Consider the following 12,769-nt stretch of genomic DNA (forward strand, 5'->3'; position numbering starts at 1 on the left):
GTACGGTAATGACGATTATAACAGCGCAGGGCTGTTCAGGTATTTGCTCAACGTGATATTCAGCAGCTTAAAGTCAATGGGTTTGATCAGGTAAGCAGTGGCGCCGGCTTCCAGCGTGGCGACTTTGTCTTCTTCGAATACATCACCGGAAATGACGATCACCGGTACACGCTGTAACAGCGCTGCGCTTCTTACATAAGTGAGGATTTCCTCTGCATCCATATCAGGCAGATGCCTGTCGGCAAGAATGATGTCAGGAATAAAATGCTGTAGCAATTCCAGGCTTTCCATACCTGTACCGGAAGATGCTACTTCGCAGCCTAAGCGGCTCAGGTATTTCGTCAGATAGATACGGCTCATATCATCATCTTCAATGATCATTACTTTTACCCCCGCATAAAGCGATTCATCTGCGCGCGTTTCTTCCAGTGCTGTCTGTACCGGCATGGCACAGGCCTGCAGCGGGAAGTTAAAACTGAAAATGGTTCCTATTCCGACTACGCTTTCCACAGATATCATTCCGCCCAGTAAGGTAGCCAGGTGCTGCGCAATATGAAGGCCCAAACCTGTACCGCCGGAAAAGCTGTTCCATTCGGTAATAAAAGGGTCAAAGATGGGGGCTATTTTCTCACTGCTGATGCCTGCTCCCTGGTCTCTTACACTAATGCGGCATTGATCGTTCTCTACGTTGGCAGACAAGGTAACGGTGCTGTTATTCGCGGTAAATTTCACCGCATTAAACAGCAGATTATTGATGATCTGTGTCAGCTTGATTTTGTCACTCACCAGGTGGGAGGGCAGTTGTCGTCTGTTGTAATCCAGTACAATACGCACGCCTTTTGTTTTAGCGATGTATTGTCCGGTACCTACGATATTCTCCAGCAGATCCCTGATGGCAAATGCTTCGTTGTGTACTTCATGTAATTTACCAGCTTCTATCCGCGAGAGTTCCAGTACATTGTTGATGACGTCCAGTGCCTGGTGACTGGCCGCACAAAGATGTTCTGCATGTTTGATATAGGCAGTGTCATTATTCCGTTCTGCATCCATTAATAACAGCTGACTGATAGAGTGGATGGCATTAAGTGGTACGCGGATCTCATGATTGGTTTCGCGGAGGAAAATACTTTTATAATGATTGGCTTTTTCCAGTTCGCCGGTCCTGTTTTGTACCTGCTGTTCCAGGTTTTCCGCATGTTGCTGCTGCGCTTTCAATAAGGCATCATTGTGTTTGACATAAAACATGATGATGAGAATATTCAGCGATACAATGACCATAATAGCGGAATAATGGATCACGACATGGGTGAGTGGATTGAAATCGTAAGGAGGAATGATACCGGAAAAACGGTTCACTTCCAGCAATACCAATGTAATGAGCGCTACCACGATACAGGTGGTACGGAATAATTTATCTTTTACAATGAGGAGAGAGGTGCCAATGAGGAATATGGCCAGCAGACTGGCTTCCACAACGTTTGCAAGTATACAGCCGAAATACAGGGTAGCTGCATTATGTATCATCTGCAAATAGAAAGCAGAGATATCATACTTCCGTTGTTTGTTGAGATATATGACATAGAAACACGCGCTTCCTTCCACTAATGTGCCAAGAAAGATGCTGAGTTTACCCGAGATGATATAGAATAATGTCCCAAAGAAAAAAGCCATAACACCTGTAACACAGGCGAGTATGTTTACTTTGATGATTCGGCTCCTTTCATTCAGTTCAATGTTGTCTGCACCGGTCAGGGTAATCGCTCTAAATATCCCCATTGTTATCATTCGCGTTGGGTTTAAAGGAATTGCTTCCGGGGTTGTTAGTGTTGTTATAGGTTCGAGATATAGAAAGTTGTCCTGATTAGTTATGTCTGCTGATTCAGCCACAATATAGACATTTACTCCCAAAAAAGAACAAAAGGGAAGCCCCCCTGCCGATATTGGAACATATCGACAGGAGGGCTTCTCCTACAACAAATTATCTTTTCTCTATACGTTATTTAAAATCAGCATCTGTGAGACCGCTGTTCACTTTAATATCGTCTACCTTGAAATCAACTTGTTGTCCGCTAATGGTATTTTTCAGCAGGAATGGGAATTTCACGCCACCTACTTCTTTATACTCGCTGGTTTCAATAGCACCGGTGATCTGGTCGCCATTGTAACTGATCTTTTTTGAAAGCAATCCGGTTGCTACATCGTAGTACAGTTCAGTCCGGGTTGTTTCATCTTCTTTTACAGTTACCAGGTAGTTGTCTTTACCATTATCGTCGGTAACGATTTCAGGAGACAGTTGCATATCAACGCCACCTTTCAGGTAGTCCAGTTCAGGAATCAGCACCATGTTTGCTTTTACGCGTTCTTTTGCTGCTGCATCCAAAGGTACCGGAGTACCCATCTGGATAGCGGTAATGCTGTCGCCGTTGATAATTAGTTTGCTGGCGTGTACGTTCATCATCGGGATGAATACGTCCAGCAGGTATTTGTTAGGTGATTTGATCTTCTTGGTCATCTTGATATCGGTACCCTGTACGGATCCGGTAGCAGAGATGGTCTGGTCTTTAATCGCCTGGATTTTATCAGTACCGCCGATCGCCTGTAAGTATTTTTTCAGTACTTCATTGGCAGTCAGACCGGCTGGCGCTTTCTTGCTGGAGCCGCTCCATACGTTATTGGATGGATCAACGTCAGGGAATGCCTTATCCGGATCGATCACTACTTTGGTCAGTTTGGAATCTGACTCAAATTTGAAGGTCCAGGTACCGCCACGTTGCCATACTTCTGCCGGCAGTTTTACGGTGTCCGTTTTACCTTTGCTGTCAGTGATGGCCAGGATAACCGGTAATGCCATCTGCTCCAGGTTTTCCACCGTGATCAGTGCTCCTTTAGAAGGATCGTTGCTCACGTATTTTACATCTTTCACTGCCTGGTCCAATTTCCAGGAATTCAGGTACCAACCTCTCCAGAACCAGCTCAGGTCTTCACCTGCCACGTTTTCCATCGTGCGGAAGAAATCCCATGGTGTCGGATGTTTGAATGCCCAACGATCGATGTAGGTACGGAAGGCATATTCGAAGCGCTCTTTACCCAGGATATAATCACGCAGGATCATCAGACCCATTGAAGGTTTGTAGTAAGCTGCGATACCCAGGTAGCTGCTCTGGATTACGTCCGGAGTACTCATGATCGGATCTCCGCTCATCGCACGGCCCATAGATTGTCCCTGCTGCTTCTGATAGTATTCACCGTTATTGAATGCTTTGCTGGAACCATCATTGATGAACGTGTTGAAACCTTCATCCATCCAGGCATATTTTCTTTCGTTTGAACCAACGATCATCGGGAACCAGTTGTGACCGAATTCGTGATCGGTTACACCCCATAAGCCGCCGCCGGTGCTCCTGTAGGAACAGAATACGATACCGGGATATTCCATACCACCTACGATACCTGCTACGTTAGTCGCTACCGGATAGGTGTATTCAAACCATTGTTTCGAATAGAACTCAATGGAGCCTTTTACGTACTCGGTAGAACGCTGCCAGCCATTGCTGGTCTGGATACTTTCTACAGGGTATACGGACTGCGCCAGGCATTTCTTGCCGCTTGGCAGGTTAATGCGGGCAGCATCCCAGATGAACGCGGTAGAAGCCGCCCAGGACACGTCGCGTGCATTTTTGCACTGGAAATGCCAGGACTGCATACCTGTACCTGGTTTTGCAGCAGCTACTTCTGCGCTATCCTTGATCATTACGGTCTGGTCGCTGTTACGCGCCTTCGCCAGCTGTGCCTGTTGTTTTGCGGTCAGTACCTGCGCTTCGTTAACGAGTGCACCGGATCCAGCTACCACCATACCGGCAGGCGCTGTCACGGTATAATCGAAGTCGCCATACTCCAGGTAGAACTCCGCAGCACCCTGATAAGGGATAGAGTTCCAGCCCAGTACGTCGTCGTACACTTCCATACGCGGGTACCACTGCGCGATCTCATATACCCAGCCGTATTTCGTTTTCAGACGGCCGGTACGGTCAGTACCGTACTGTGGCACTTCGTACGCGTAGTCCACGTATATTTTCGCCACGCCGCCCTCTGCTTTCAGGGCTTCCGGCAGGATCACCTGCATACGTGTGTCGGTAACAGTGTATTTTACTTCGGTTTTCTTTCCGCCGATAGCAACGCTTACAGACTTGATTTTGTAACCTTCTGTATAACTACGGTTGGCAAAACGGCCACCTGTAACAACGCTGGTAGCAGCTCCTCTGGAATCTTCCTTATAAATATTCTGGTCCATCTGCAGCCATACGAAAGGTAACTTGTCCGGGCTGCTGTTTTTGTAGGTGATGGCAACGGAACCATCTATGCGGTGACTGGCAGTGTCCAGTACAACATTGATCGTATAGTCCGCCCGGTTCTGCCAGTATTTATGGCCAGGGGCGCCGGATGCACTGCGATACTCGTTACCGTTGGCAGGGTAAAACAGGGGGCCGAAAACTTCATGCTGATCGTACTTCGAAGTAGCGGTCTGTCCCACAGCGACGTTCCCGAGGGAAGCCAGCAGGACGCCTGAACAAAGCAGGATTTTGTTGATTGTCATTAGCGTTTCAATTTGGAAATAGCCATAAATATAACAAAAGCGCTTTAAGCACAAAGCCGAAAAAAGGATAAAGGGTTTCATTTTGGGTGGGAGTCCGACACACATTTAAAAATTATTATATCTTTACGGCTAGAACGATACTTTAACCTATGAAATACTTACGGACGGGCATGGGCCTGTTTTTCCTGCTATTTGCCAGTCAGACATACGCACAGACGCCCGCACAAGCCCCTTCTGTACAGCTTAGCGCCACATTTCCGGAACCCGGAGAAGGTTTTGATAAAATCCTGCTATTACCCAACGGGAATACCTGTTACCTGCATTTTGACAAGAAACAGGGGATTGTAGCCAGTCTGTACGACGCACAGCGCGCTCCGCTGGCGACAGAAGCGGTAAAAGGTCAGCTGTGGGATGCTTCCGGTTTGAATGACACGGAAATTGACGGCCTTTTCGTTATCAATGACCAGGTGGTGATCTTCCTGCAACAGCTGGTAAAGTATAAGCCGAATCTGTATCGTCTTGTACTGGACGGCAGCAACGGCAAACTGGTAAAAGAAGATAAACTGGGTGAACTGCCCACCGTATTGCATAGGGATGTAGCCGTACAGGAGAACTTCGCTTCACACGATTTTCATGTATCTGTTGATGCCGCTACCGGCTATTACGCCGTAGCCGCTTTTGCCGGTGGCGAATTACAACGGAAGGAATCTCCGGCTGAAAGAGTACAGATCTCTCATTACGGCCCTGATCATCAGCTGATCAGACAGCGTTATTTCACTGTTGCTGAAAATGACTATCCTTACCTTGCTTACCTGGATATGCTGGTAAGTGGTAGCGATAAAATATACCTGGCTACTGCTGCCCTGAACAATACCCGTAAAAGCAGCAAAGATACCAGTGCGCTCGTAGCCCTGTCAGTATGGGGGAAAGGCGATAACAGCTTCAGTCATACGCTGCTGCCTTATACGACTAACTTCACAGATCTTCATGCCAGTCTGCAGTACGTATCAGGGACCAACACTTTACAGGCCCTGATCACGACTACCAACAACCAGACCGCGAAAGCACCCGTACCTGCCGCTTACATCAACTACCTGGACGGCGGCACACTGGCCCTGAACAGTTATACTGCGCTGCACAGTGATAAGATCACTGCTTTTGCACAGGAGAAAATGAAGTATACCAGTCCTTACAACGGACAGCCACAGGCCCTGATCGCACATGCAGACGGCAGCAGTACAGTACTGATGGAATCTATGTCTGTTTTTGCTTCTGCCGGCAGCAATTCCTGGAATAAAATGCATACTAACCTGAATGATATCGGGGTGACCGAACTGGACGCGCGTGGCCGCGAACAATCAGGCTACGGACTGGTTAAAATGCAGGTAGCAAACGGTACTTATGAGCCGCTTTATTTTCAGCGCAGAAAGAAAGGTCAGTGGATCTTCCGCAACCGTATCCAGGTGCTGAATACTACGCCTTACCTGTCATATGATTACCTGCCAACCGCCAAAGCAACTTACATCATCTTCAACGATTATCTCGCTTACCTGGACCAGGGTGGTACCTTTACCGATAAGAAGCCGATGCGCTATCTGGCAGAAGCAAATACCGTATGTTACAGATGTACGCCAACTGGTCAGGAAAGACTTTTCCTGTTTGGTACACCTGAGACTTTCAAAGGATACTATTGTATGCTTGGTGCATCAGATTTCGATCAAAAGAAAGGCACTTATGCAACGTTGATGATCACCCGGAAAGGAGAGAATAAGAGTGCTTGTGTAGCGTGGGTGAAATTTTAATAAATTAGGAATTAGGAATTAGGAATCTATAGTGTCCGGTTAAAATTGGGATTACCCCTTTATTCCTTTCAAACTCAATATAGATGGGAGGGGCTTACTGCTATTATAAAAGCAAGCCCCCCCTCTTTTTTTAAAAGGAGAATAATTTCAATTGCAGGTTTATCTGATCTGGCCCCTTATTATGCTGTAAAAGTGCATACTCGGGTTCTGCCAGAAAATTCATTAGGTGGATATAAGTGTAAAGATGTAACCTTAGAAAGCCAGTTAGGTTACTAAAAGACCATTTTTTACTCCCTTTCTCTGTCAGCTTGTCTTTTACGATCTTTGTCAGTAAATCCTTTATTAGCGTGCACCAGAGCTGTATACTTATAGCATTCTTGTTTTCACCTAAAAAATTGTTTAATTGAGAGTTCTGCTTAATTCTTTTAAAAAGCATTTCGATTGCCCATCGCTTTTGATACAATTTCCTGATCGTTGTCGGCGTATAAGTAAAATTGTTTGTTAACAGATGTATTTTCTTTTTTGTATTTCTATCGTAAATGCTGATTACACGCGCCGTCTGTACAGGACTTTTCTCCTCTGTTAGAGGGTTACCTAGTTGAATAACCCAATCTTTTAAGATACCTTTTCTTTTATGGAGTATTTTTAATCTGTTTCGTGTCAATAATTTTATTTTCATACTCTTGGTTACACGAGTTACCCACGTGATCTCTTTTTCAGTCCATTCCTTCATGAGTTTATAGTTCACATAAGCTCTATCCATGGCTATTATAGAACCTGGCAAGAGCTCTAACTGTGGCATAATGATTCTATCATTTTTGGCAGCTTCCGTCAGAATAGTAAAGCTTGGTAGTTCTGTTTTGGCCGTCATCAATACGTGCGCCTTTATTCCTCCCTTCTTTCTGCCGTCCATTCTAATTACACCTGCCCCCTTCATTACATTAGAAAATAGGCTGACCGTCGTCGAGTCCACTATGAATAACCGGTCAACCAACGATTTTCTCTTTCGGCTGTCCGGGGAAAACGCTTGATAATGATGGTTATATAGACGATGATAGAGCTTTTCAAAAAACGCCACCGGACGCGTCCTGTTAGCATCGGAAATAGTGCTTCGACGCGGGGTATGTTTAATGCCCAAATGGTGAAGCCGATGCTGGTTGGCTAACAATCCTGTATGAAGCTCTCGTAATGAAGTACACTGATGAAAACTACTAAATAGCATTGTTACCAAATGGTCAAAAGCCTTAAAATGCTTATAATAGTAATCTGCGTTTGTCTCTCTACAGACTTTATCTATCAACGTGGTTGGTATAAAAGAAAGTAGTTGATTAAAAATCGGCTGTCCGGAAAAAAATTTACTTTTGCTCATAAGTAAGTTCTAGTGTGGTAACTTAAACTTACTGAAAAAGGAGGCCTCGGCCTCCTTTTTTTATGACTTAATCCCATATTTTTACCGGACACTATAGAATTAGGAATTAAGAATTAGGAATTAAGAATTAGGAATTTCCTGGAGAAGGGTGTTTCATGGGTGATGAAGACTTCAATCGTTACAGGGCTAACCAATTCTTAATTCCTAATTGATAATTCCTAATTTCTCTACTAAACTTGTAGGTTATTTTCGTATTTTCAGTGAATAACCTACAAATCTTATGGCACGCATTAACCCACTTTCCCCGCAAGCAACCCCTGTTTCCTTACAATCAGCCTATACGCTGCATACTACTACCTGGAACGCACGTATTACAAATATGAAAGCCACGCTGGGGCATTCCCAGACTGCTTTTGAAGTATATATGGAATGGTACCGCTTATATGACAGTATCAAGCGTTTCCTCGGTCTGCGCTCCGCTTATCTGTTCGCCTACACCGTTTCTGTGGGAAGTAACTGCCCGCTTTGTACCACCTTTTTCCGTAAAATCATTATCGACAATGGCGAAGATCCTGCTGCGATCGTTTTCGACGAACAGGAGCAATTGCTCATGGATTTCGGTAGCGCAATTGCGCAACAGCAGGGCAGGGTGGAAGATGCGTTATTTGCCAGGATCAGTGCCGTGTATACCACACAGGAAGTGGTGGAACTGATTGCTTTCGCCGGACAAATGATCGCTACCAATATTTTCAATAATGTAGTGGAAACTGATATTGACGAGTATCTGTATAATTATCTACCCCTAACCCAAAAATAATCATACCCATTTATGACACAGGATCTGAAAAACAAAACCGCTTTTATTACCGGTGCTGCACATGGACAGGGCCGCGCTGCCGCCCTTGCACTGGCGGAAGAAGGCGTACATATCGCCGCTTTTGATATTGCCCGTCAGATGGATTATCCGGGTTATACGCTGGGTTCCACATCTGAATTGGATTCCCTGAAAACAGCCTGCGAAGCGCTGGGCGTACAATGCCTGACCTTTACCGGTGATGTGCGGGATAATGCGGCTGTAAAACAAGCTGTAACAGCTGCTGCGGAGGCCTTTGGTCGCATCGATATCCTGTTTAACAATGCAGGGATCTGCGCTTATGGCGTAACGCATGAAATGCCGGAAGAAGAATGGGATGCCATGATCGATATCAACCTGAAAGGCGCCTGGATTGCCGGCAGGCACGTTATTCCGGTGATGATCGCGCAGGGTGGCGGGGTGATTATCAACAATTCCTCTATTGCGGGATTACGAGGCATGAACCGGCTGAGTCATTATGCGGCTTCTAAATGGGGACTGACGGGATTAACAAAGTCCTGGGCCATCGAACTCGCGCCCTATAATATCCGGTCTGTCGCCATACATCCTACAGGTGTCAATACCCCTATGAACGACGGACTGGCCGCATTAGAAGGTGCAACGCCACAGGAAATAGCCGAACGATCTGCCGGAAACCTGATCAATGTACCCTGGGTGGAAGCGGAAGACGTGGCCCATATGGTCGTATTTCTTGCTTCGGATAAAGCCCGTTATGTGACAGGCGCTTCTTTTGTACTGGACGCCGGACTACTCACCCGATAAGCCCTGTATCCCCGTTTTTATCACCACAAATCGCATGTATGAGCCCTTCTACCGGCCATCCCTTTTTCCGGCATTACCGGGACATTATTTTCTTATTATCGGGTATTATTGCGGGTAGCCTGGCAGGATGGCTGTTACAGGAGCAGGTACTGGTATTAAAGCCGATAGGCGATATCTTCCTGAACCTGTTATTTACCGCAGTAGTCCCCATGGTTTTCTTTGCTATTTCATCTGCCGTAGCCATATTAGATAGTACAGGCGTCACTGCCCGGCTGGTATCTGCCACGATCACTGTCTTTATCATCACCGTATTGCTGGCAGCGATTATTGCGGTGATAGGCGTGCATCTGTTTCCGGTGACGCAACACCTGGAAAGTATTGCTACAACAGTAGAAAAGACGGAACCGCTGGGGGAGCAGCTGGTGAAACTGGTATCCGTGGGAGAGTTCTATGAATTGTTGTCCAGAAAGAACATGCTGGCATTGATCATCTTCTCCCTGCTGACCGGTATTGCCGCCAGGAAAGCTGCTCTTAGCGGAGAATCCTTCAGGCGTTTACTGCATTCCGGCAATGAGGTCATGAAGCAATTGCTGGGACTGATCATGTTGTTATCTCCCCTGGGATTGGGCGTATATTTCGCCTGCCAGGTAGCCATCACGGGGCCGCAGTTATTTGGGAACTACGCGCAATCACTGGCTACCGGGCATATTATCTCCGTATTTTACTACCTGATCGTTTTTACCGCATATGCATTATTATCCGGGGGATGGTCTGCCGTGCAACGCTACTGGCGTAACAACCTGCTGCCATCTGCTACTGCCCTGGGTACCTGTAGTAGTGTGGCCACCATTCCTGCTAATCTGAAAGCAGCAAAAGAGATGGGATTACCTGCTCCCGTAGCAGATATGGTGATCCCTTTAGGCGCTTCCCTGCACAAAGAAGGATCGGCTATCGCCGCTGTTATCAAAGTAGCCGTCGCACTGGCGTTAGCGGGTCGTTCTATCGAAGGAATTGACACCATCCTGCTGGCTATGCTGATTGCTGTATTGGTGAGTATTATTGAAGGAGGTATCCCGAATGGCGGGTATGTCGGACAATTACTGATCGTATCTGCTTATCAGTTGCCCCCTTCGGTGTTGCCGGCGATTATGATCATCGGTACATTGCTGGATCCTGTTGCGACGCTGTTGAATGCCACGGGAGATACGGTGGCTGGGTTGATGATTAACAGGTTGGTGACGGGCAATCCGGCGAAGCTGGAAAGGATGAGAAGAAATTAGGAATTAACAATTAGGAATTAGGAATTCTTGGACTTCCAATGTAAAGAGGCGCTTCACTCATTATAGCGCCTCTTTACATTTATGATAAGCGGAATATTCATGTCTATGAAGGCTCATTTGCTGCCATTCCTAATTCTTAATTCCTAATTCCTAATTCCTAATTGAAATTGCTATCTCAGCACTATCAGCAATAAAGTCACCAGCGCTGGCAGTGCCTGTACGAAAAATATACGTTTGCCTGCTGTCAGTGCGCCATAAATACCTGCTACGGCGATGCAGCTGAGGAAGAAAGTAGCGACATGCATGGACCATTCGCCATCCTGAATAAAGAATGACCAGATCAGTCCTGCAGCGAGAAAGCCGTTATACAGTCCCTGATTGCCAGCGAGTGTTTTGGTAGGTTCAAAGAGATGTGCAGGCAGTTGTTTGAAGACTTTAGGCGCCTTTGTGGTCCAGGCGAACATTTCCAGCCATAGGATGTATAGGTGCTCCAGCGCACAAAAGCCTATGAGAAATTTAATTAAGATCAACATAAGTAGTATTTTTACTGTAGGTTTTCGATGGACTAAGATATATAATTCCACGTGCATGCCGGCCTGTGTTAGAAAAAGTATCTTAACGATACTACTATGCTGTTACTGTACATTGGGGCTGATAGCCCAGAACCTGGTGCCAAACGCTTCCTTCGAAGATGTAAATATCTGTACGGAATATACAGCTCCCTGTGCTCCATCCGCCTGGCTTTCGGTTGCGCCGGAAGTCGCGAGGATGAAATACCTATGTAATGGCGCAGCCTTGCAGGGACAGCACTATGTCAATCTCCTCCAGGAAGGCAAAGAAAATCCCGATTTAAGAGTGTATATACAGACCCGGCTGCTTTGTCCGCTGGAGAAAGGTCGTACCTATAAAATCCGTATTTACATGAATACGGATAACTACCCTTTACGGGCGGGTATCCGCTTTGATACGGCATTTGTATTCACCCAGAGTGGTAGTTGCCTGAAAGCACCCGCTAGTCTTGAACTCAGTGAAAATGATGTTCAGAAGAAGCTATTCCGCCTGAATCATCCCTGGTATATGCTGGAGAAGACCTATGTGGCGACAAATAATGCGACCCATCTGCTGATTGGTAACTTCCGGGCGCCACAACGGAAGGAGGGCGCCGGTGGCGGCTATAGTAATGCGCAATTACTGATCGATAGTATCAGTGTAACGCCGGAGGGGGGACCGCCGTTTTGTCCGGATGCCGATAGTACCATTGCCCTGTTATATACAGAGCATCACCGGCATACGATTCCGGAAAAACTCATTGCTTCCGGTGATCTGATTCATCGCCTGGATGGTACTTCCGGATGTGATACGATCATCCTGAAAGACGACCTTTTTACTGTAGATAAGAATAGTCTGAATGACCGATATAAACAGCAGATAGACGAGGCGCTGAACCGCTACAAGGGCAACCGTGCCCGTATTCAGCTGATAGGGTATGCATGGCAAAAGGCTTCTGAAGAATATAACAGGATCATATCTGCGGATAAGGCCAAGGCAGTCGCCAATTACCTGGTGTATAACGAGGGCTATAGCTTTGATGATTTTGAAGTACAGGGAGCCGGTAAAACAAAGCCCCGTTATGATACGGCAGGGAATACGGCCGGAGAAAACAACCGGGTGGAAATGATTATTTGTCGCCCGCCACTGGCTAAAGATACCATGCGCCCCCGGCCCGTAGTACATCAGCCGGATACGTTGGTTATTCCGGATATTCTCTTTAAATTCAATAGCAGCGAATTAAATAAAAACCTGTATAGCTCACTCGATAGCCTGATCAAAAGAATACCCCGTGATGGCAGCATACAGTTGCAGGTAAACGGACATACAGACAATGCGGGTACCTCCGCTTACAACAATTCGCTTTCCATGAAAAGGGCCAATGCGGTGGCCGGTTATATGCAGGAACATGGTCTTGGAAATGATATCCGCCTGATTACCGGTGTAGGTGAAAGTCAGCCGGTAGCCGATAACCAATCTGCAGCAGGAAGAAGAAGAAACCGCAGGGTAGAGATTATTATATTCTACAGTCCGGATTGA

9 protein-coding genes are annotated in these 12,769 nt (G+C 46.4%); 5 read left to right on the forward strand and 4 right to left on the reverse strand.

All coding sequences use genetic code 11. From position 1 onward, the window contains the following. Positions 1-15: 15 nt before the first annotated feature. Together CPIN_RS19620 and CPIN_RS19625 are read right to left on the reverse strand one after the other, a co-directional pair. Positions 16-1,776 carry an ATP-binding response regulator gene (locus CPIN_RS19620; protein ID WP_044219214.1) on the reverse strand — a complete coding sequence of 587 codons (1,761 nt, stop codon included), beginning with the start codon at positions 1,774-1,776 and terminating at the stop codon, positions 16-18. A 220-nt stretch (positions 1,777-1,996) separates the two neighbouring features. Beyond that, positions 1,997-4,594: a M1 family metallopeptidase gene (locus CPIN_RS19625; RefSeq protein ID WP_063715252.1), complete on the reverse strand. Its 2,598-nt coding sequence runs from the start codon at positions 4,592-4,594 to the stop codon at positions 1,997-1,999. Between the two features lie 149 nt (positions 4,595-4,743). On the opposite strand from CPIN_RS19625, the gene CPIN_RS19630 reads away from it, so the two are divergent. Then, the gene (locus CPIN_RS19630; RefSeq protein WP_012791587.1) at positions 4,744-6,396 is read left to right on the forward strand and encodes a hypothetical protein; all 1,653 of its coding nucleotides are present in this window, start codon (positions 4,744-4,746) and stop codon (positions 6,394-6,396) included. A 130-nt stretch (positions 6,397-6,526) separates the two neighbouring features. Here CPIN_RS19630 and CPIN_RS19635 read toward each other — a convergent pair whose 3' ends face one another. Continuing rightward, a complete protein-coding gene (locus CPIN_RS19635) occupies positions 6,527-7,765 on the reverse strand; it encodes an IS4 family transposase (protein ID WP_012791321.1) in 1,239 nt (412 codons plus the stop codon). A gap of 280 nt (positions 7,766-8,045) precedes the next feature. Between CPIN_RS19635 and CPIN_RS19640 the strand changes: the two genes are divergently transcribed. From CPIN_RS19640 to CPIN_RS19650, 3 genes are read left to right on the forward strand one after another with little or no spacing between them, the layout of a single operon-like run. Beyond that, a complete protein-coding gene (locus CPIN_RS19640) occupies positions 8,046-8,582 on the forward strand; it encodes a carboxymuconolactone decarboxylase family protein (RefSeq protein WP_012791588.1) in 537 nt (178 codons plus the stop codon). A gap of 12 nt (positions 8,583-8,594) precedes the next feature. After that, positions 8,595-9,401, forward strand: coding sequence for an SDR family oxidoreductase (locus CPIN_RS19645; protein ID WP_012791589.1), 807 nt, complete (start codon positions 8,595-8,597; stop codon positions 9,399-9,401). 38 nt (positions 9,402-9,439) lie between these two features. Continuing rightward, positions 9,440-10,681, forward strand: a complete 1,242-nt coding sequence (locus CPIN_RS19650; RefSeq protein WP_012791590.1) for a dicarboxylate/amino acid:cation symporter — start codon at positions 9,440-9,442, stop codon at positions 10,679-10,681. A 170-nt stretch (positions 10,682-10,851) separates the two neighbouring features. On the opposite strand, the gene CPIN_RS19655 is transcribed toward CPIN_RS19650, so the two are convergent. Then, entirely contained in the window at positions 10,852-11,214 is a 363-nt protein-coding gene (locus tag CPIN_RS19655; RefSeq protein ID WP_012791591.1) for a DUF1304 domain-containing protein, read from the reverse strand. A 55-nt stretch (positions 11,215-11,269) separates the two neighbouring features. Here CPIN_RS19655 and CPIN_RS36825 point away from each other — a divergent pair, with 55 nt between their 5' ends. Continuing rightward, on the forward strand, positions 11,270-12,769 hold the full coding sequence (locus CPIN_RS36825; protein ID WP_012791592.1) for an OmpA family protein: 1,500 nt from the start codon (positions 11,270-11,272) through the stop codon (positions 12,767-12,769).

The sequence above is a fragment of the Chitinophaga pinensis DSM 2588 genome (genome assembly GCF_000024005.1).
Lineage (GTDB): Bacteria > Bacteroidota > Bacteroidia > Chitinophagales > Chitinophagaceae > Chitinophaga > Chitinophaga pinensis.

Coding starts and splice junctions, on each gene's coding strand:
- CPIN_RS36825 (WP_012791592.1), top strand. CDS start 11,270: ATGCCGGCCTGTGTTAGAAAAAGTATCTTAACGATACTACTATGCTGT.
- CPIN_RS19620 (WP_044219214.1), bottom strand. CDS start 1,776: ATGGGGATATTTAGAGCGATTACCCTGACCGGTGCAGACAACATTGAA.
- CPIN_RS19625 (WP_063715252.1), bottom strand. CDS start 4,594: ATGACAATCAACAAAATCCTGCTTTGTTCAGGCGTCCTGCTGGCTTCC.
- CPIN_RS19630 (WP_012791587.1), top strand. CDS start 4,744: ATGAAATACTTACGGACGGGCATGGGCCTGTTTTTCCTGCTATTTGCC.
- CPIN_RS19650 (WP_012791590.1), top strand. CDS start 9,440: ATGAGCCCTTCTACCGGCCATCCCTTTTTCCGGCATTACCGGGACATT.
- CPIN_RS19635 (WP_012791321.1), bottom strand. CDS start 7,765: ATGAGCAAAAGTAAATTTTTTTCCGGACAGCCGATTTTTAATCAACTA.
- CPIN_RS19640 (WP_012791588.1), top strand. CDS start 8,046: ATGGCACGCATTAACCCACTTTCCCCGCAAGCAACCCCTGTTTCCTTA.
- CPIN_RS19645 (WP_012791589.1), top strand. CDS start 8,595: ATGACACAGGATCTGAAAAACAAAACCGCTTTTATTACCGGTGCTGCA.
- CPIN_RS19655 (WP_012791591.1), bottom strand. CDS start 11,214: ATGTTGATCTTAATTAAATTTCTCATAGGCTTTTGTGCGCTGGAGCAC.